Origin of the sequence: Curvibacter lanceolatus ATCC 14669 (assembly GCF_000381265.1) — a bacterium.
Lineage (GTDB): Bacteria > Pseudomonadota > Gammaproteobacteria > Burkholderiales > Burkholderiaceae_C > Curvibacter > Curvibacter lanceolatus.
Window position 1 is genome coordinate 1 of record NZ_KB906256.1, and the last position, 18762, is coordinate 18762.

General features: G+C 57.6%; 18 protein-coding genes and 1 pseudogene. 8 read left to right on the forward strand and 11 right to left on the reverse strand.

All coding sequences use genetic code 11. From position 1 onward, the window contains the following. Positions 1-229: 229 nt before the first annotated feature. The 3 genes from F624_RS0108805 to F624_RS0108820 all read left to right on the forward strand — a co-directional run bounded on the left by F624_RS0108805 (position 230) and on the right by F624_RS0108820 (position 1780). Complete coding sequence (locus F624_RS0108805) at positions 230-442, forward strand: hypothetical protein (RefSeq protein WP_019573927.1); 213 nt, start codon at positions 230-232, stop codon at positions 440-442. A gap of 217 nt (positions 443-659) precedes the next feature. Beyond that, positions 660-956 (forward strand): hypothetical protein, encoded by a 297-nt coding sequence (locus tag F624_RS0108815; RefSeq protein ID WP_019573929.1) that lies wholly within the window; start codon positions 660-662, stop codon positions 954-956. Then, positions 956-1780 carry a hypothetical protein gene (locus F624_RS0108820; protein WP_245573592.1) on the forward strand — a complete coding sequence of 275 codons (825 nt, stop codon included), beginning with the start codon at positions 956-958 and terminating at the stop codon, positions 1778-1780. The genes F624_RS0108815 and F624_RS0108820 overlap by 1 nt, the downstream gene beginning before the upstream one ends. A gap of 161 nt (positions 1781-1941) precedes the next feature. Here the strand turns inward: F624_RS0108820 and F624_RS0108825 are convergent, their stop codons facing one another. Further along, the gene (locus F624_RS0108825; RefSeq protein WP_245573605.1) at positions 1942-3171 is read right to left on the reverse strand and encodes an IS3 family transposase; all 1230 of its coding nucleotides are present in this window, start codon (positions 3169-3171) and stop codon (positions 1942-1944) included. Then, positions 3086-3328 (reverse strand): hypothetical protein, encoded by a 243-nt coding sequence (locus tag F624_RS35720; RefSeq protein ID WP_245573593.1) that lies wholly within the window; start codon positions 3326-3328, stop codon positions 3086-3088. Before F624_RS35720 ends, F624_RS0108825 begins: the two co-directional genes overlap by 86 nt. 945 nt (positions 3329-4273) lie before the next feature. Here F624_RS35720 and flgB point away from each other — a divergent pair. Next, complete coding sequence (flgB, locus tag F624_RS0108840; RefSeq protein ID WP_019573933.1) at positions 4274-4657, forward strand: flagellar basal body rod protein FlgB; 384 nt, start codon at positions 4274-4276, stop codon at positions 4655-4657. 277 nt (positions 4658-4934) lie between these two features. Here the strand turns inward: flgB and F624_RS34025 are convergent, their stop codons facing one another. The 8 genes from F624_RS34025 to F624_RS0108885 all read right to left on the reverse strand — a co-directional run bounded on the left by F624_RS34025 (position 4935) and on the right by F624_RS0108885 (position 15444). Beyond that, entirely contained in the window at positions 4935-5270 is a 336-nt protein-coding gene (locus F624_RS34025) for a CzcE family metal-binding protein (protein ID WP_084679460.1), read from the reverse strand. 326 nt (positions 5271-5596) lie between these two features. Next, positions 5597-7258 (reverse strand): phosphoethanolamine--lipid A transferase EptA, encoded by a 1662-nt coding sequence (gene eptA, locus F624_RS0108855; RefSeq protein ID WP_019573936.1) that lies wholly within the window; start codon positions 7256-7258, stop codon positions 5597-5599. A 43-nt stretch (positions 7259-7301) separates the two neighbouring features. Then, entirely contained in the window at positions 7302-8207 is a 906-nt protein-coding gene (locus tag F624_RS34030; protein ID WP_084679461.1) for a phosphatase PAP2 family protein, read from the reverse strand. Between the two features lie 533 nt (positions 8208-8740). After that, positions 8741-11926: a CusA/CzcA family heavy metal efflux RND transporter gene (locus F624_RS0108865; RefSeq protein ID WP_019573938.1), complete on the reverse strand. Its 3186-nt coding sequence runs from the start codon at positions 11924-11926 to the stop codon at positions 8741-8743. Positions 11927-11935: 9 nt separating this feature from the next. Further along, positions 11936-13360, reverse strand: coding sequence for an efflux RND transporter periplasmic adaptor subunit (locus F624_RS0108870; RefSeq protein WP_019573939.1), 1425 nt, complete (start codon positions 13358-13360; stop codon positions 11936-11938). Positions 13361-13377: 17 nt separating this feature from the next. After that, positions 13378-14538, reverse strand: coding sequence for a TolC family protein (locus F624_RS0108875; RefSeq protein ID WP_019573940.1), 1161 nt, complete (start codon positions 14536-14538; stop codon positions 13378-13380). Positions 14539-14756: 218 nt separating this feature from the next. Continuing rightward, entirely contained in the window at positions 14757-15110 is a 354-nt protein-coding gene (locus tag F624_RS0108880; protein WP_019573941.1) for a hypothetical protein, read from the reverse strand. 46 nt (positions 15111-15156) lie between these two features. After that, positions 15157-15444: a hypothetical protein gene (locus F624_RS0108885; RefSeq protein WP_031254548.1), complete on the reverse strand. Its 288-nt coding sequence runs from the start codon at positions 15442-15444 to the stop codon at positions 15157-15159. A 154-nt stretch (positions 15445-15598) separates the two neighbouring features. On the opposite strand from F624_RS0108885, the gene F624_RS0108890 reads away from it, so the two are divergent. From F624_RS0108890 to F624_RS34035, 4 genes are read left to right on the forward strand one after another with little or no spacing between them, the layout of a single operon-like run. Beyond that, positions 15599-16273, forward strand: a complete 675-nt coding sequence (locus F624_RS0108890) for a heavy metal response regulator transcription factor (RefSeq protein WP_019573943.1) — start codon at positions 15599-15601, stop codon at positions 16271-16273. A 26-nt stretch (positions 16274-16299) separates the two neighbouring features. Next, positions 16300-17640, forward strand: a complete 1341-nt coding sequence (locus F624_RS0108895) for a heavy metal sensor histidine kinase (protein WP_169426568.1) — start codon at positions 16300-16302, stop codon at positions 17638-17640. Then, complete coding sequence (locus tag F624_RS34785) at positions 17637-17999, forward strand: hypothetical protein (protein WP_157443391.1); 363 nt, start codon at positions 17637-17639, stop codon at positions 17997-17999. Before F624_RS0108895 ends, F624_RS34785 begins: the two co-directional genes overlap by 4 nt. Next, positions 17992-18396, forward strand: a complete 405-nt coding sequence (locus F624_RS34035; protein ID WP_084679462.1) for a diacylglycerol kinase — start codon at positions 17992-17994, stop codon at positions 18394-18396. Before F624_RS34785 ends, F624_RS34035 begins: the two co-directional genes overlap by 8 nt. A 184-nt stretch (positions 18397-18580) precedes the next feature. On the opposite strand, the pseudogene F624_RS34790 reads toward F624_RS34035, so the two are convergent. Further along, positions 18581-18745, reverse strand: a pseudogene (locus F624_RS34790) (IS5/IS1182 family transposase); the annotation flags it as partial. Positions 18746-18762 lie beyond the last annotated feature (17 nt).

Sequence of the window (18762 nt, forward strand, 5' to 3'; positions counted from 1 at the left end):
AGCAGGCGCACCCAATACGCGAACACCTCACGGAGGTTGTCGGGATCGGGCAAACGGGTGGGACCTGATGGCTTTGCAGACACATCCCAAGCATCCGATTCTGATACATTTGCATCTACGGAGTTTGCTTCTCATATCTAGCCGCAATCTCCGCATGACATCCGGCCGGCGCCCAGCTTCGCCATGCCTCGGATTCGTTCATCGGCACGTTTAGGGAGATCTTTGACTCATGAAGTTGAAGCACAAGCTTTTGCTCGGCTATTTCGCAATCGGTTTGCTGTTTGCGGTCTACAGCACCTTCTTCGGCGACACCTCCAACCGCGGTTTCGCCTTCAATCTGGGCCAAGGGGTGGTATGGCCTGCAGTGATGTTCCCAGGCCTTGGGAAGGTCATCGGTGCGCTGGTACTGGTGGCTTTCATTGCCCTGGTGGTCTACAGCTGATCGCCACGAGCGCCCTCCTCCATGGCTTGGCTTGCCAGACTCATCCTGACTGTTCTTTCGGTTGTGGCCTATTTCTGGGCCCTGGGCTTTGTCTGGGGTATTGGGCTCTTGGTGGTGTATTGGCTCGCGACGGTGGCCAAGAAGGAGTAGGTGGCGCTCCACCTCTGAATACTCATCGCCTAGGCACTCACGTGCCTGGCTTCACTGAACATTTCTCATGAGCATGAACAACACGCTGCTGCGAGCGGCCGGCTCGCTGGCGGGCATCGCTGCCCTGACATTGGCCATGGGTTGCTCCGACCAGGCCTCACGTACTCGAAAGCACATGATCAAGGCCTGCATGTCCAACGACGTGTCGGAGGAGAACTGCAAGTGCGCCATCGACAAGACGCTGGAGAAGCATCCCATCGAAGAGATGATGGCCATCGAGGACAAACGCAAAGCGCCTCCGCCAGAGATCTTTGAGGATGTGGCAAACGCCACACTGGCCTGCGTGCGCAAGAACGGACTTTGATGGACTCAGGCGAACGCCTGGGCCACATCGGACATCTCAGGGAAGAAACCATGACTCGCAAACATTGGATCACAGCGCTGGCATTTGCAGGCTGCACTGCCTTGGGGCACGCACAGACACAAGGCATTGAAGGGGTTCTGGAGGTCGGGCCCATGTACTCGGCGCTGTTCACGACCGGCGGCGAGTCGGGTGACTTGATCGGCTATGCCTTCAAGACGCAATCTCCTACAGGCCGCACCATTCTTCAAAAATGCGCTCCAGGCCTGTTCTGCAAGGTGCCTAAAGGCAGTGCCAGGTTGATGAATGACACCTCCGCCCTGAAGTTCAAGGACTCGCCCTCGGGTTGGTACGAAATCACTGCGGCCAGGGACGCGGGGATGGAGACTGTGACGTTTGGCTATGAGAAGGCAGTCAAGACCCGCTTCGGTGTGATCAGCGTTCGATCCGATGACAACCAGCTGTTGTTCAAAGGCAAGCCGATCGTTCCGGCCATCGAAGGCAACAACGGTCTGAGCATCGTGGCCAACTACGAGATGGGCAAGCAAGACGTGGTTTTGGTGCAGAACAATGGAGGAAGCGCATGCCCTGCGATGTTCCTGTTCCTGACGATTTCGGCATCAGGAATTCGAGTCAGTCCAGAGTTTGGGACTTGCACGGACATCATCTATCCGACGCTGGACGACAAAGGTGGCGTCAATGTGGCAATGCCTGATTTCTCCGGACCGTTCGAACCCGCCTCGAAGCAACCACCGGCCAGGTTGAGCACGAAGGTCTTTCGATACCTAGGCGGTCAGCTCTTCGAGAACGGCAAGGTCGTGAAGTAGGCCTGGGTACGGATCGCACCACGGCATAAAGAGCTGCCCCCCGGTTGGGAGCAGCTCTTTTTTTTGTTTGCAATGAGCATTCGCTTGGCCTAGGGCCTCGTTTACCCGCCATCAGGTCAGCGGGAAGCGAACGGCGCGCGTCAAGTTACCTGTCGCCTGAACTAAGCAGCTATTTGCTGTTTTCGTTGTCCTCCTGCATGCGCTTGAACAATAGCCTTTCGCTCCGGATTCAGGGTCACGGCGCCGATCGGCGACCAGTTGCGCGTATCACGTGCCCAGCGAGCGGGATTGCGTTCTCTTGCCTTGACGTAGAGTTCGTGAAGCGCTTTGAGGATCGTGGCGTCTTCGCCGGCATGGCGCTGTGCCGGACTCACGTACCGGATACCGCTGTGACGATGCTCGTGGTTGTACCAGTGCACGAAGCGATGCGCCCATTCACGCGCCGCCTTCAGATCCGCGAAGCCCTTTGTCGGGAACTCAGGTCGATATTTCGCTGTCCTGAACAGACTCTCCACGAAGGCGTTGTCGTCGCTCACACGAGGCCTAGAGTACGACGGCTTCACGCCCAGCCAGTGCAGCATTGCCAGCACCGTCGTCGCCTTGAGCGTGGCGCCGTTGTCCCCGTGCAGCACGGACCTGTCCTCGCGCGGCACCGCGTGGATGCCTTCCGCCAGCGCGGTTCTTTGGACCAGCCGCGCCGCATGGTCGGCATCGTCACTGTCGTGAACTTCGAAGCCCACAATCTTGCGGCTGAATACGTCCAGGATCAGGTACAGGTAGAACCAGCGACCCGCCACCTGGGCAGGCAGATATGTCATATCCCAACTCCACAACTGCCGCTCCGCTGTGGCCACGTGCGTGCTGGGTGGCCGGCTCTGGCGTGGCGCTTTGGCGCGCCCGCGGTGACGCGTTTGCCCCTGTGCACGCAGCACGCGCTGGAAGCTGGACTCGCTGGCGATGTACTGGCCTTCGTCGGCCAGCATGGGCACGATGCGCGCTGGCGGCAGGTCAGCGAAGCGCGGCTCGTTGGCCACGCTCATGATCTGCTCGCGCTCCTCGGGGGTGAGGGCGTGCGCAGGGACGGGCCGCACCGCATCCGGCCTGCCATCGCCCGATACGAGGCCGTCCTGCGCCTTCCAGCACTGCAGCGTTCGCGCAGCAATGCCGACGACCTTGCAAGCCTCCGTCAGCCGCGCGCCAGCCTGGCAGGCGGCTTCGATGTTGCAGGCATGTTCTTGGCGATCTTCCAGGCCGATCATTCGTCCTGATCCTGCGCGATTCTTTGAAAGATCGCCGCCGCATTTTTTAAAGTACCAGCAGTGCCGCTGCCTCCGCCAAAGCCGATTCCTTGCGCCGCAGCTCGCGCTCGAGCTCTTTGATGCGGCGGCGATCCGCCTGGGTTTGCGACGGGCTCGCCCGCGTCTCTTCGGGCGCCGCCAGCGATTGGGTGGCGCTGTCCTTCCACTGCTGCAGCTGATGCGCGTACAGACCGTTCTCTCGGCACCAGGCGTTGCAAGAGACCTCGTCCATCGCCGCTGTGACGATCACGGCCTACAGCCTCGCTGCGGCCGTCCATACCTTGTCTTGAGCGGGCTTGCCCAGGCACTGCGAGCGCCACTTCTCCAGCGTGCTCACGCTCACACCTATCTCACGCGACACCACTTCCGGTGGCGCGCTCTCCGGTGGCAGCATGCGCGCTACCGCTCGGTCTTTGAATTCTTGTCAGTATCGAGCCAAATTGTTCTCTCATCTGCGCCCCCATTCTGAATCTATGGAGACGACAGGTATTCTGACACGGGGGGCATCCACGTCGCTTGTAATCCGGGCGGTGTCCATATAAGCCACACTTAGGCAAGTCCTGGCGCTGCTGATACTTCCGATACCAACCTTTCAATGAGTTCTTGGTTGGGGTACCCCAACTGCTTGATGGCGGCCTGACTCGAATAGCCAGCTTGATGAAGAGTGCAACTGCTCGGATTCTGTCTTCATAGGAATACATGAACTACCTCTTGGTAGCCCAAGTTTTCGTCCGAACTCCCTCCTGGGATTAGTGGGTCACTGCTGCGTGGAAATCAACTGCTCAGCGCAATCTTTGCTCGCAACGCAGCCGCTTTTTGCAGATCTCCGCTTATTATCACGGCGGCGAGATATTTGCCCCATATTCTCGGGGCGTTTAAAAAACTCAACAGCGCGACCAATTTTACATTGGTCGACGTAGCTAGCCACCATACCTGACTGCTCAGATACCACACAAATTCCCATGAGATCTTACGGCGGAATTACTTATTTGTAATCCCCATACTCTGCGCAATAAACTAGAATTCATCTCTGCGTCAGAGGTCTAAAATAAAGACCTGTTTCGATGAAAACATCTAGACTGGTCTTTCGAGACATTCCTCGCGGCGCAGGGAGAGCGCTACCTCTTCAGGTCTTTGTTGGCCGATTTTTCATAGCGCTTATCTTGGCTCTCACCACGACATCAAAAGGCGAGCAATGGGTGATGAAATCAGATTTGAGGATGCAGCGCTGGCCTTGCGCTCTCAGAGGATGACCGTGTTGGCGAGCAATATCGCCAATGCAGATACGCCCGGCTATAAAGCGCGCGACTTCAGGTTTTCCGAAGCGCTTGCTAATGCTACCCGTTTCGTCATGCCTATGCAGCAGACGAATGCAGAGCACATCGCTACGCCCCTTCGATCCACAGTCGATTTGGATTATCGGACTCAATTGCAGCCCGCAATGGACGGGAGCAGCGTCGATATGGACCTCGAACGAGCTGCATATTCCGAAAATTCCGTGAGAACCCAGATCGCTCTCCAGTGGGCCATGGAAGAATATATTGAGACCGGCAATATGATCAATAGCCTAAAGGGCTGAGTGGTGCCGATTCAAATGGACAGGCAGTTCGAGCTGCCTATACAGGCCGTGTACTTCTCGCTGTATTGATCCAGCACCTTCTGCACATGTCCTCTTGGGCTGTGGGTCAAGACCAAGCGTGATCTGGTTAATGTGCAAAATCTTGCACAAAGTTCAAGCCCAAATTTGAATCGGGAGCCAGGGGTTTCGCAGAGTCGCCCTAGGTCAATCTCTTTCTGTCGAGCGGCGCATGCCTAGTTCGACAATCTAGTCGAACTCGGCATGCTCTCGTCCAGCTTCAGTTGATTTCCGAGTCGTTGTTGGCGACATAAACTATCAGTTTCTTGTCGGTGAAGCCTGCGGGAGCGACGGCCTGCAGATTCACACTCCGATGGGTGGCGACATCGAATTTCCAGGTGAACGATTGCTTGCCGTTGGTGAATTGCACCACGTCTCCGCAGTACACATTTACTGTCTTTGCAGTGTTCACGTCCACGACTTTCGTCGCCTGCATCCCTTGGCCGGCTGTTCCGTAGACCGACTGGCCGTTCGGCAACGTCGCTGTGCTGGCCGAGGCAGCACCGGCTGCCAATGTCAGGCTGAGGGCGAAAGCAGAAAAAGTATTGCGATTCATACATTGCTCCTTATGGATATTCGGCGGCCTGCGTTTGGAGGCCTCCAACCGAACACCCTGGTAAGAACTTTAATGAACCAAGCCTGCATCCGTCCGACGCAGAGATTACAAATTGGTAGGCTGCCAGAAAACTGTCTGAAAATTCAAAACTCCAAGAAGCCAGCGGCGATGAAACAAATATTCCCCATTTTCAAGTGGGCACACATTTGCGATGTCGTTGCGGCTATGGCGATGTTCACTCTAATTCGTTCTGCGATATTCGTTATGTAGTAGTGAGCGTCGCCAACCAGCGATTTTCGTACTCCATGAGTCTCATTTGGCCAGAGTCATGGCGATGATCTTGGTATCACCTGGGCTGAGAAGATGTTCAAGTCAGGTGCGTAAATAGCGCTGCGCATTCCGAGCGCACCCATGACGCTGTGAAACACGTTGGATTGGCTGTGGCGAGAGCGTTCACGTAGGCGGTGTTCATCCAGTTGATGCAGGCGCTGGAAAGCGGGAGACATCCAAGCCACGAATGGCACATCTTTCTGTACGTCGGGGGCCAGCGCCATCGGAGTGCCGTGCAAGTACAAGCCGTGTTCCCCAAGTGACTCGCCGTGATCGGACACATATAGCAGGGTCGATGAAATCGACGGCATTTCTTTGAGGACAGCGATGGCGTTGCCAACGACATAGTCCGTGAAAAGAATCGAGTTGTCGTAGGCGTTGATCAGCGACTCTTTGGAGCACTCTCGCAACTCTACCGATTGGCAGACTGGTTTAAATACTTCGAAGGTGGGTGGATATTTCGAGGCGTAAGAAGGCCCGTGACTTCCTCCCAAATGCAAAACGACCAGAATCTTTTTCGCTTCTGAGCTTGCAATGCGCTGAGTGAGGTTGGTGAGCAGCAGGCCATCGTGAGAGCACGCTGGGCCATTGCATTGTTGAGTCAAGTCAGAGGCCCGCTCATACGATCTGATGTGCAGCGGCGGTTCCCCCCAATTATTGGTTCTCCACATCACATCAACACCATGTCGATCCAGATAGCTCGGCAGCAGTTCAACAGAGCCAGCTAGGCGCAGGCTAGGATCGTCATGGGACAAGATGCAAAGCAAGGCCTCCGTGGTGTAGGTAGCACAACTCTGGGCATTGGCCAGCGGGATCGCGCCCATGGCGGACAAGCTAGGGTTGGTCGGGCGCTCGTAGCCATAGAGGGCGTAATTGCGAGCCCGGGACGACTCTCCAATCACCAAAACGACCACCGTCTTGTCCTCGTTCAAGAAGCTGGCATCAGGAAGTGGGGACGCCTTACGCTCGGTCGCCCATTGCGAAGCTTGGTATCGAGCGAGGTTGATGGTGTACGACCATGGCAGGATGAGGCCACCCAGCGATTTGGCATGCTTGTCGATCCAGAGCCATGAACCTGCCGTTGCATACAGCCAGATGGCACCCGCGACCGTGGTCACAACCGCAAAACCTGCCAATCGCAGTCGCCGGGAAGGCCGGATGCGTACCCAGGCCAGCACCAAGCAAGGCCCACCTCCAAAAGCGAGGAGGTACAGAAAAAGCGTGGGATGCCACAACGCACTCGCTTCCTGATAGTGCGTATTGAGGACGTTTCCTATCATGCTTTTGTCCAGCAAGACGCCGTAGGTCTTGATGAAATACAGGGCCAAAGCATTCAGGCAAGCCGCAAGCATGCAAACGGGCTTGAGCAAACGAGACGACACGAGGCCTATCAATGTCAGGCCTATCGTGGTCATCACCGATACCAGCATGAAGAGGGTGCTCAGGACAACGAGATTGTCCAGCAGTCCCCCAGACAGACGCTCGCTAGCAAAGGAGAGCAATGGGGCGTGATAGATCGCGGCATTCATGAACGATGCGGCGCCTACCAGCTTCAGCCCAGAAATCGACGGCCCCCCCTGAAACCAAGCCCGCATTGCGCCGGCTTGTCTTGGCATGAACCTTCGGTGATAGGCGAACACATTCTTCAGCTTGCGCATGGACAGAACATTGAAATTGACGAAACAGTTGCGGAGCGGATCTTCAACTGGACCTGGACAGATGAGGGATCACTGGCTGATCGCTTCGGTGCGACCAGAGTCCCAGGCAGGTTACGAGACCGCACAGGGTTGTCGCAGCCAGAACCACATGCGTGCCAATGAATTCAGTGGGGCGAAGCCACAGCAGAGACGACCAAACCAGAAGCACAGCCGTGAGGGCGAATCGTCCACGACCTGCAAACACCCAGGACCACCAAGTGCTTCGTCGTGCCAGTGCAGCCCCAATGAGCCCCGACAACCATCCGCCTGCAGCGCCAGTGAGTAAATCCAACGGCCAATGCGCTCCGACGGCCACACGCGACATGGCAATGAGACAGGCAAAGCCAAGGACACAGCCCACCAAGGTCCAATCTCGCTGCGATCTCGGGGTGGGTGCCAGCGTCGCAAGCAACGCTGCTGCCACGGCAAAAGCGGTTACGCTGTGACCGGAGGGAAGGCTGTAATGCTGCAGCAGAGGGCCAATCACATTGAACAGCGACGGCTCAATGACCGACGCTGGCCTGGGAACGCTAGCCCAATGTTTACCGACCACAGAAAACAATGCCCCCGTCGGAATGGACGCCAGGATTGCAAACCAAACCTGAGGCTTGGTGAGCACGAACACCGCCAATGCAAGCATCAAGATGGAGGCATCACCCAGCAAGGTGACCATGGCCCAAAACCCAAAAGGCAAGTATGAGAACACCTGATTGAGCATCAGAAAGGCGTCGTGCTGAATTGACCAGTAAGCCGTCCGCACCGGACCGCCACCGTCTAACAGGATACTGACTCCGGTCAACCCCAGTGCGAGAAATGCGGGGGCACTCCATGCCCACCACGCATTTGTTGAGACGGCGTTGGTCAGATGGCCCGCACGACGTCTGCCTTGTCTGTTTGTTTCGTTGTTCATGAATCGATGACGTTTGATTTTGCTGATCGGTCTTCATGCCTTGACGAGCTGCCAGCCTGCCAGCTTTGAGGTCGCCACTGCATGTGGGCAGGTTTGCCGCACCCAGTCATTGCTTGGGCAGTTCGCCAGAGTTCAGGTGACTGAAGCCACCTGCAATCGCCCCTCTTGATCTGTGCGATTGGCGGGCGGGTCACGCTGGCCCGGCCGGAGATAGTGGGCGCGAGACTATTCCTTGTCTCGGCGTTTATGCCGTGAACGAAGGAAGGAGGAAAGTCGGCGCCAAACCAGTCGCCATCTAGCGAGTCTGGTCCGGCAGATCAGCAGCGCGGGGGGCGCTCTAGTCGATCCAAGAATGGGTAGGGATAACCCAAGTCAGAAATGACCGTCGGACGCGTCATTTCTCGGCCGGCGGCAACAACTATGGCTCCAACGACCACTACCACCCGGAAAGTGGAGGTCAGAAAAAGCGCTCGCTTGAGCGCTTTTTCGTTGGCGCCGCCGGTGTGATCGTGACCAGCAGACATGGGGATTCCTTAGGTTGAGTGAACGACAGGCGGTTGGGGATCCGTGTCGTGTTCTTTGACCATCTCGTCGGGCTTGTCTTTATGGTGAGCCCAGCTGTAGAGCAGCGGCAGTACAAGCAAAGTCAGCGCGGTGGACGACAAAATGCCGCCGATCACCACCGTGGCCAAAGGCCGCTGGACCTCGGAGCCAGTACCCGTTGCGAGTGCCATCGGGATGAAGCCCAGAGAGGCGACCATGGCGGTCATCAGCACAGGACGCAGACGCTGCACCGCACCTTCATGAACGGCCTTGTCGAGGGGCATTCCTTCCTCACGCAGGTGGCGGATGAAGGACAGCATCACCAGGCCGTTCAAGACCGCCACGCCACTCAGCGCGATGAAGCCGACGCCTGCGGAGATGGACAACGGGATATCGCGAAGCCACAAAGAGACTACCCCACCGGTGAGCGCGAAAGGGATGCCGGTGAACACCAGCAGACCATCCTTGACATTGCCGAACATGGCGAACAGCAACACAAAGACCATTCCCAGCGACACCGGGATCACGATCTCCAGACGCTTGGTGGCCGATTGAAGGTTCTCAAACTGGCCGCCCCATGCCATCCAGTATCCGGCGGGCAGGGTGACCTGCTGCATCTTCTCTTGTGCCTCTGCGACGAAAGAGCCCAGGTCACGGCCTCTTACGTTCGCACTGATCACGATACGGCGTTTGCCATCCTCACGGCTGACCTGATTGGGGCCTGGCGCCAAGTCAAAGTTGGCGACTTCACTCAAGGGAATGAAGGTCACGGCGTTGGCGTTCGCACCCTTGGGCAAAGCGACAGGCAGGCGCTTGATGGCGTCGAGATCCTGGCGCGTCACCTCGGGCAGACGCACCACGATGCCGAAGCGGCGATCCCCTTCGAACATGATCCCTGAATCACGGCCACCAATGGCCGTCCCAATGGTGTCCTGGACATCGGCAACATTCAGACCATAGCGAGCCGTCTTGGCACGGTCGATGTTCACCGTGAGCATGGGCAACCCGGTAGTCTGCTCAACCTTCGCTTCGGAAGATCCTTCCAGCCCCTGCAGAATCGTCAATGCCTCAGCGGCGGACTTGTTGAGTTGGTCCATGTCGTCGCCGAAGATCTTGACGGCAACGTCGCTCCGAACCCCGGAGATCAGTTCGTTGAAGCGCAGCTGGATGGGCTGAGAGAACTCGTAGCTGTTGCCAGCCATCTTTTCCGCCTCTTCTTGGATTGCATCAAGCAGTTCCGCAGGGGTCTTCCTCGGCTCTGGCCACTGATCCACCGGATTCAGCATGATGTAGCCGTCCGAGATGTTGGGCGGCATCGGATCAGAAGCGATCTCCGCGGTACCCGTTCGAGCGAATACGCGTTTGATTTCAGGGAATTTCTGCTTGAGCATGGTCTCCAGCTTGCTCTGCATCTCGAGCGACTGTGTGAGACTGGTGCCGGGAATGCGAATCGCCTGGATCGCGATGTCACCTTCGCTCAAGTTAGGTGCGAACTCAGTGCCAAGGCGAGTGGCGAGGAGTCCCGACAGCACCACGGCCACTACAGCCAGCGTCACCACGATGGTCCGAGCCGCCATCACCCTGTCGAGCAGAGGTTCATAGCGCAACCGGACCCAGTGCATGAGACGGTTTTCTTTCTCCGCCACGTGCTTGCCGATGAAGAGCGCCACGGCCGCGGGAACGAACGTCACAGACAGCAGCATTGCGCCGAGCAGTGCGATCACGACGGTGAAGGCCATCGGGTGGAACATCTTCGCCTCGACGCCGGTCAGGGCGAAGATGGGCAGGTACACCACCATGATGATGAGCTGACCGAAGATAAGCGGACGTCGTGCCTCCTGAGAAGCGGCAAACACCTCTTTAAAGCGCTCTTTGAACGTTAGATTTCGACCCGATGCAGCTTGGGCGTGCGCCAATCTTCGGACACAGTTTTCCACGATAACCACTGCGCCGTCGACAATGATGCCGAAGTCCAGAGCGCCAAGGCTCATCAGATTGGCGCTGACCTTCTGGCTCACCATGCCCGTAAAGGTGAACAACATCGCCAGCGGAATCACCGTTGCGGTAATCAGGGCCGCACGGATGTTTCCAAGGAACAGGAACAACACAACGATCACCAGGATCGCGCCTTCCAGCAGGTTCTTTTTGACGGTTGCGATGGCCTTGTCGACCAGAACGGTTCGGTCGTAGACGGTGACCGCCTTCACGCCCTTGGGCAGAGAGCGATTGATCTCTACCATCTTCGCGTCCACCGCCTGTGACACGACTCGGCTGTTCTCCCCGATCAGCATGAAGACCGTGCCGAGCACCACCTCGCGCCCATTGTCGGTCGCGGCACCCGTACGCAGTTCCTTGCCGACCATGACTTCCGCAACGTCGCTCACGCGGATGGGCACGCCTGCATAGTTGCCAAGGATCACATTGCGAAGGTCATCCATGTTCTTGACCTGGCCTGGCGCGCGGATCAGGTACTGCTCGCCCTTTCGCTCGATATATCCCGCACCGACGTTGGCGTTGTTGCGGTCGAGCGCCGTCACGATATCGGTCATGGTCAGACCATAAGCAGACATCTTTTCCGGGCTCGGCGCGATCTGGTACTCCTTCGAATAGCCGCCGATGCTGTTGATTTCGGTGACACCCTTCACGTTGCGCAACTGGGGTTTGATGATCCAGTCCTGAATCTCGCGCAGATCTGTGGGTGTGTAGGCCTCGCCATTTGGCTTTCGAGCGTCATCTTCGGCCTCAACAGTCCAAAGGTAGATTTCGCCCAAACCAGTGGAGATCGGACCGATGGCCGGACTCACTCCTATCGGCAACTGATCCCTTGCGGACTGAATCCGTTCGTTCACCAGTTGGCGTGCGAAATAGACATCGGTGCCGTCTTCGAAGATGACGGTGACTTGCGACAGACCGTAGCGTGACAGAGACCGTGTCTGCTTTAGGCCGGGAAGGCCCGCCATGACCACTTCGATCGGGTAGGTGACACGTTGCTCTGCCTCCAGCGGCGAATAACCCGGCGCCGAGGTGTTAATTTGGACCTGGACGTTGGTGATGTCCGGGACCGCATCGATAGGTAGCCGTTGGTAATTGAAGATTCCCAGGCCGATTAGCCCCAGGACGCCCAGCATGACGAACCATCGCTGCGCGATGGAGAAATTGATGATGCGTTCAAACATGATTTGCGATCAGTGCTCGTGGCCTGCGGAACCCTTGCCCTTTTGCGCCTTGACCACATAGCTGTTCTTGCCAGCCAAGGTGGTGCCAGCTTCCAGGCCCGACACAATTTCAACGCGCTTGCCATCGGAGCGACCGATACGCACAGCACGTGCCTCGAAGCCCCCATTGACCTGTACGAAAACAGAAGGCCTTTCTTCGATGGTCTGAATGGCCTCTGCAGAAACTGTCACTGGTGCATTGGACTTACCCGAGACCAACTCAACGGTGACGAACAGGCCCGGGCGCCAGGCGAGATTGGGATTGGGCAACGTCACCCGGGCAACTGCTGTACGGGTTTGCTCACCCAGCAGCGAGCCGACGTAAGAGATCTTGCCCGTCGCAGATTGCTCGAATCCGCTTGCGCGAATCGTGGTGACTTCGCCCACGCGGACTAGGTTGAGGTTGGCGGCGTTTACGTTTATTTGAGCCCATACCGACGACAGGTCGGAGATGGTAAAGACTTGCGCGTCCTCGCGCACGGACTCGCCAAGAGAGAGGTGCTTCTCAACGACCATGCCGTCGAACGGTGCGCGCAACTCATACCGCGCCAGCGTGCCAGAGCCGCCTGTGGCGCCGATGGCCTGGAGCTTCTGAGATGCATTCGACACTGCGATTTCGGCCTCGCGTTGCGCTTGTTCTGCCTGCAAAAAGTCCTGCTGGGCAGAGATCTTGTCTTCGAAAAGACGGCGCTCACGGTCTGCCGTTACCTTTGCCAGTGCAAGCCGCTTTTGCGCGGCCAATAGTTCGCTGCGTTGCTCGGAAACGCCTACGCTGGCAAGCACGGCCAGGACCTGCCCCTTACGCACTTGCTGGCCGAGGTTCACTGAGACGCTCTCGACGACACCGGCGACACGGGGCACGACGTGGGCCGTGCGGTCTTCGTTGAAACGGATCTCACCGGGCAGTTGCACGCTTCCGGCGACTTCAGCGGGGCCCGCAGTTTCGATCTCGATACCGGACGTTGCAATCTGCTCTTTGCTAAATTCGACCTTCTCGTTGTGCTCTGCCTCCTTCCTGGGCGCAGCAGCCTGCTTCTCGCCGGCTGTGCTTGAGTTGTCCGCCACAGCAGCCGACTTCTCTGCTTCGGACTTAGCCGCTTTCGACTTGACGTCGTGACCATGCTCATCCTCGTGTTCGGCCGAACTTTCCACGTGCCCGTCTGCATCTTTGTGGTCTCCGCCGTCCTTTCCTGCAGTCTTGGCGTCGGCATCATGCTCGTCGTGAGCATGACTATCGCGTTGCGCTTTGGCCACCTTGGCGGGGTCGACGTCTTGGCCGGATTTCCCACTACGCATGATTGCCACCCCAGCCACAGCGGCCAGGACGACGATGACTGCGATGACGACCCACTGCTTTGGCGAGGAGCCGGTCGGTACGTTGTTGCTGCTCTTCATGATTCAGAAGGTCCGAGTTATTGGGGTTTGAGCAAGGCCGACGTTTCATCGGAAATGCTGAGAAGACGTTCCAGTTCCGCTGCAGCCTGGTAGGTGTCGGAGAGCGCGCGCAGATACTGCGCCTGGGTCCCGACCAGGGTCCGCTGGGCGTCAAGCGTTTCAAGGTAGCTGAACTTGCCCAAGGTAAATCCCTGGGATGCGGCTTCATAGGCGCTGCGAGCGCCAGGAACGGCGTCGCGTTGAAGGGTCAACGCTTCGGTGCGCGCGGCGCGCAATTGCTCACGAGCCTGGTTGACCTGTGTTGACAGTCTGACTTCTGTCGCAGCAAGTTCATCTTGGGCCTTGTATTCTCGGCTGATAGCCTCGGCGATATTTCCCTGATTGCGGTCGAAGATGGGAATCGGGACAGTGATGCCGACAACTGCCATGGTGACGCCTGCGGTTTGGTCCCGTTTTGCTCCTGCAGTGATCCCGACATCGACCACACCGCGTGCTTTCTCCAAGTTAACGGCGGCCGTAGCCCGTTGGACTTCGACTCGGGCCCTTCGTAACAAAGGGGAATTTTGCATGTGCGCGAAGACAAACTCGTCGGGCAGGTCTGCGGCCGGCATCACTAGATTGCCGAGTACCTCCCCATAGGTCGTGTTCGTTTCGCCCCATAGTGACGAAAGTTGCTTGCGAGCCGCGCGCACATCGCTCTCCGCCCGGGCAAGCTCGGCTTGTGCTGCTGCCTGTGCTACCCGAGCGCGAGTCTCCTCGACCGGAGACACTTTGCCGGCCTGGACGCGCTTGCCTGCAGCATTGGCGCTGCCAGATGACAGGGCCAGCGACTCTTGCGCAAGCTTGAGGCGCTCCTGCGACAAGAGCCCCTCATAGTAGGCGCTGATCACTGCGGCTCGAACGTCTGCGCGTTTTTGCTCGATGTCAAGCGCTGCCTGGTCCCGTACCCTGCTGGCCACTGCTATGCGTGCCTCACGCTTTCCACCGCGCTCGATGGGTACCGTCACCTGCAGGGTCGAAGTACGACGACCGTTCTTGAAGTCTTCCTGCAGGAATGACCCCTCTGGGTTCGGTCGCAAACCTGCCTGCGTGAGGCTACCGGCTGTAGCGTCCCATTCTCGACGGACTGCGGCGAGGTCTGGGTTCGCTGCCAATGCACGCCGGACAGCCTCGACCATGGTGATGCCGTTGGCGGTTGAAGGAACCGTCAGCGTTGTTGCTGTCGATACCGGGGGGGGGGGCTACTTGCGCCTGCGCAGCGCAGGCAGTGAAGAGCAACGCGAACACAACGCGCGGCGCCGCCTCACGAAATGAGGGACGAAGAAATGCCACTGGGAACTCCGAAATAAATGAAAAATTCGGCAAGTCCGGATGATTTACTGGTTATTAACCAGCATCAGGAGATCGCCGCCAGATATTGGCGAAAACCCCATTTGGGCCTTTCTATTTCGCTGGGAGAGCGAGAGCCCTGCGGAGTTACATAATCAGAAATCGTCCACGTTTTGCCTGTGACGATCGGCCAGTCGGCCGCGTCGCATGCTACGAACATCGCAGCAGGCTGTGAGAGCTCATGGAACTGGCAGATGCCGCCAGGTTCGTTCGTGTGGATGAGATGCTGACTGACTCCCGCGATGCCGACGGTGATGGCGGAAATCGCGCCCACGTCATCGCCGACCTCATGCGCCTGTGCCGCGGACCACTGGACCGGGAACAGCATCAGCATTATGACGATGACGAAACGGCTAAACATTTGGACACATTCTTCGAGCGGAGAAGTCAGCGTAGAGGCCACCGTTTCAGAAGCCTTCGCTCGTGCGGATCTGTCCGCCCTTCATAGTGCGCAGCGTCTCGCGCTCGCCTAGATCATGACTCAGGCCATCACCCTCGGGTGCAGGATAGTCCAGCGCATCGCAGGTCGGGCCGAGACTCTGCTTGGCCGCATTGCGCTGCGCGACTGCTTCGGCACGGCTGTTGCTCAGTACTTGGTGCAACGGGGACTCGGTGACACCCTTTTCACTACGGCCGGGATGGATGGGGTCAGCAGCCAGAGAGTAGGTAATGAGGAGGTTGTGAGCCTTAAACATGGTTATTCCTTTCGTTTTGCCTACCTCTCGTGGAGGTGGGCCGGACAACGTGTTACGGTGAATGAATTTTTAAAAACCAGTCCTCTGATTTGCCTACACCAGGATTACAAATAAGTAATCACCCTAGTTGCGTCCGAATTCTTATCATTGCCATATGCGAATATTAGTAATCGAAGACGACCATAAGATGGGTGACTACCTCCGCAAGGGGCTCACTGAAAACGGCTTCCAGGTCGACTTAGCTAGGGATGGACTGCAAGGCCTCAATATGGCGCTGGCGAGCGACTACGACTTGCTGCTCCTGGACGTGATGTTGCCTGGTCTGGACGGCTTCGGTGTGCTTTCCGCAGTGCGCGCGGCAAAGGCGCTGCCAGTTCTGATGCTGACGGCGAAAGACGAAATTGACGACCGCGTGCGAGGACTCCAGGCAGGTGCAGACGACTACCTCCTCAAACCTTTTGCATTTTCGGAACTTCTCGCCCGCCTGCATGCTCTGCTTCGCCGCGGCAAGCTACAGGAAGTCACGCAGTATCAGCTCGGAGGTCTGCAGCTGAACCTGGTGGCCAGGCGAGCCACGCGCGACGGGGTACGACTGGAATTGACCGCTAAGGAGTTTTCGCTGCTCACGCTTCTGATGCGACGTACAGGGCAGGTCCTCTCTCGAACCATGCTGGCCGAGCAGGTCTGGAACATGAATTTCGATAGTGAAACCAACGTTGTGGAGGTCGCGATCCGGCGTCTGCGAAGCAAGATGGACGACCCCTTCGATACCAAACTCTTGCATACCGTGCGCGGCATGGGATATGTCCTGGAAGACAGAGGCGCCTGATGGCCAAACGGTCTATCCAGAGCTCGATGTCTCTGTGGTTGGCAGTTCAAACATTTTTCTTCCTGGCTGTCAGTTCCACCGTCATCTACGTAGTTGCCGACTGGACATTAAAAAAAAGCCAAGAGTCAGAGATCCTGCGGCACGAGGGGATGATTCGTAGTTTGTATGGTCAGGCCCAAAAGTCAGGTGACTTGCAAGAGCTGCGCGCTGAACTCACAGAATTTTTCCGCATCCACGACGAGCTGGCGGTTCAGCTGAAGCTCAACGGCGAAATGATTTTCGAAGCCGGCCCTGACGCATCGAATGACAACTGGCGGCAGGAGCACATGCCGCCGACCGCAGATGCCCCAGAACTCGATCTGATCATGGCGGTAAGGGTCACAGCAGACCGCCAGATGCTCAGTACTTTGGCCATTGCCTTGGTGCTAGTGTCTCTTGCCGCATCTCTGGTGGCATCGATGGTCAGCGCAAGATTGGTCCGGCGCGGCCTTTCTCCCTTGAGAGCGTTGGCCAAAGAGACCCAAGAGGTTGGCCCGCACGCTTCCGGCAAGCGTCTGAACGAGGAGGCTTATGGCACCGAGATGGAGCCCTTCGTCCACCAGTTCAATCTGCTGCTCCAGCGAGCTGAACGCGCCTATCAACAGCTTGAGTCATTTAATGCCGACGTTGCACACGAGTTGCGGACCCCTTTGGCCAATCTGATTGGCGAGGCAGAAGTCGAGCTTGGGCGGCCACGTAATGCCGAGGAGCTCAGAGAGGTGCTTCTTTCGAATCTGGAGGAAGCTCGCAAGCTCTCCGCGATCGTGTCCGACATGCTTTTTCTGTCTCGAGCAGATCGAGGTGTCATTGCACGCACGGTGCAGGTCAACTCCTTGTGCGAACCTACCCTGGAGGTTGTCGAGTTTCACGAGGCATTGCTTGAGACCAAGGATCTCAGGATCGAGGTCAAGGGCGACGCGCAGGTAGAAGCAGACGTCGGGCTGGTCAAGCGCGCAATCTCGAATTTGCTAGGCAATGCAGTTCAGTATGCGAGATACGGCTCCAGAATCCGCATTGACATCCTGATCGAGAGCGACGGTACGTGGATTGACGTCTCCAACGATGGTCCTGATATCCCGCCAGAGACTGGCGACAAGATATTTGAGCGGTTTTATCGTGTAGACCGGAGCCGTACGGGAGCGAACTATGGATTAGGTTTGTCCATCGTGGCAGCGATTGCGCGCATGCACGGCGGCGCGACCAGATCCGTATCCCATCATGGAACCACAACTGTGGGCTTTTCCATAGCCAGCGTCCAGGGCTCGCGAGCTTTCAAGCACAGGCGGTCCAAGGTCCATGAGCAGCCTCCGGGCGGTGGTGGCACATGAAGCAAGTCTACGACCACCAATACGTCGATGGCCAGATCGCGGCCACTTACGTCGTGTTGATCGTTGTCGCTGTGATTGCCCATTTCGCCTGCAAGCGTTGGTGCGACAAACATGAAAAAATGCCTGAGCCCAAGGTTGCCTACACCAAGCAACTTGTCAGATCGGCTCTCAGAGAAAGTGGCCAACCGCACAGGGCAAAGGGCGCACCGGCGCGGCAAGAAGCGTTAAACCCCACACGCCGGTGCAGCACGGGCATTTTTCTCGATGGATTGCATTGCGGCGGTCACCAAGCTGCTGCACACCGCACATCTGCAATGCTAACCAATAACGCATCCCTCGTGGCAAGACCAAATGCATAAAAAACCAGCTGCGCTGGCGGACGCTACAGCCGCGCACAAAGCACGGGCCGGTCTGCATCGACTTTGGTATGCGGGCGGCCACTCGATGGCGGGACTTCGTGCTGCATGGGACGAAACAGCGTTTCGCCAAGAGGTGTGGATTGCTGTTGTATTACTGCCTGCATCGGCGCTTGTCGGTAAAAACTGGGTCGAGGCAGTGTTGCTGGCTAGTACGGTCGTCGCAGTGATAGTCGTTGAGTTGTTGAATTCGGCTGTTGAGGCAGCCGTGGACCGAGTGGGTGTGGAGTGGCATGTGCTTGCGAAACGTGCCAAGGACATTGGGAGTGCAGCAGTGCTTGTGTCGCTGCTGTTATGTGGAACAGTCTGGGCAACTGCGCTCTGGTCTCGCTGGAGATAAGCGGGCCGCATTCGGCATCTATCACTGTCGCATCGGGCGGCTCCGGACTCGCGGCTTAAAGCTCCCTGGCTGAAGTTCGATTTCTCAGCCGAAAAGCCCAAAGCCGCGAGAGAAAAAAACTGAGCGCGGCTTGTCCGGCAATTGTGATGGCCAACCCGCATCGGCCAAGGCCTGTTCGGGTGCCTTGGTTGCACGCACCGCCGCCTTTGTAGCGCGCGTAGAACTCCTTGAGGTCCAGCGCATCGACCGCGTCACTGATGAAGTACGCCAGGTGCCCCTTGGGCAGCCAGTCCTGCAGCGACGCGGGTAGCAACATCTCCTGCTGTGGTTCGCACGGGCGGTAGCTCATGCTCAGTCAACGTTCAC

Excerpts from the sequence above, each read along its gene's own strand:
- F624_RS0108865 (WP_019573938.1), bottom strand. The coding sequence starts at position 11,926 with ATGTTTGAACGCATCATCAATTTCTCCATCGCGCAGCGATGGTTCGTC.
- F624_RS0108820 (WP_245573592.1), top strand. The coding sequence starts at position 956 with ATGGACTCAGGCGAACGCCTGGGCCACATCGGACATCTCAGGGAAGAA.
- F624_RS34030 (WP_084679461.1), bottom strand. The coding sequence starts at position 8,207 with ATGAACAACGAAACAAACAGACAAGGCAGACGTCGTGCGGGCCATCTG.
- F624_RS0108805 (WP_019573927.1), top strand. The coding sequence starts at position 230 with ATGAAGTTGAAGCACAAGCTTTTGCTCGGCTATTTCGCAATCGGTTTG.
- flgB (WP_019573933.1), top strand. The coding sequence starts at position 4,274 with ATGGGTGATGAAATCAGATTTGAGGATGCAGCGCTGGCCTTGCGCTCT.
- F624_RS34785 (WP_157443391.1), top strand. The coding sequence starts at position 17,637 with ATGAAGCAAGTCTACGACCACCAATACGTCGATGGCCAGATCGCGGCC.
- F624_RS0108815 (WP_019573929.1), top strand. The coding sequence starts at position 660 with ATGAGCATGAACAACACGCTGCTGCGAGCGGCCGGCTCGCTGGCGGGC.
- F624_RS0108870 (WP_019573939.1), bottom strand. The coding sequence starts at position 13,360 with ATGAAGAGCAGCAACAACGTACCGACCGGCTCCTCGCCAAAGCAGTGG.
- F624_RS0108885 (WP_031254548.1), bottom strand. The coding sequence starts at position 15,444 with ATGTTTAAGGCTCACAACCTCCTCATTACCTACTCTCTGGCTGCTGAC.
- F624_RS0108895 (WP_169426568.1), top strand. The coding sequence starts at position 16,300 with ATGTCTCTGTGGTTGGCAGTTCAAACATTTTTCTTCCTGGCTGTCAGT.
- eptA (WP_019573936.1), bottom strand. The coding sequence starts at position 7,258 with ATGCGCAAGCTGAAGAATGTGTTCGCCTATCACCGAAGGTTCATGCCA.
- F624_RS34025 (WP_084679460.1), bottom strand. The coding sequence starts at position 5,270 with ATGAATCGCAATACTTTTTCTGCTTTCGCCCTCAGCCTGACATTGGCA.
- F624_RS34035 (WP_084679462.1), top strand. The coding sequence starts at position 17,992 with ATGCATAAAAAACCAGCTGCGCTGGCGGACGCTACAGCCGCGCACAAA.
- F624_RS0108890 (WP_019573943.1), top strand. The coding sequence starts at position 15,599 with ATGCGAATATTAGTAATCGAAGACGACCATAAGATGGGTGACTACCTC.
- F624_RS0108880 (WP_019573941.1), bottom strand. The coding sequence starts at position 15,110 with ATGTTTAGCCGTTTCGTCATCGTCATAATGCTGATGCTGTTCCCGGTC.
- F624_RS0108875 (WP_019573940.1), bottom strand. The coding sequence starts at position 14,538 with ATGGTCGAGGCTGTCCGGCGTGCATTGGCAGCGAACCCAGACCTCGCC.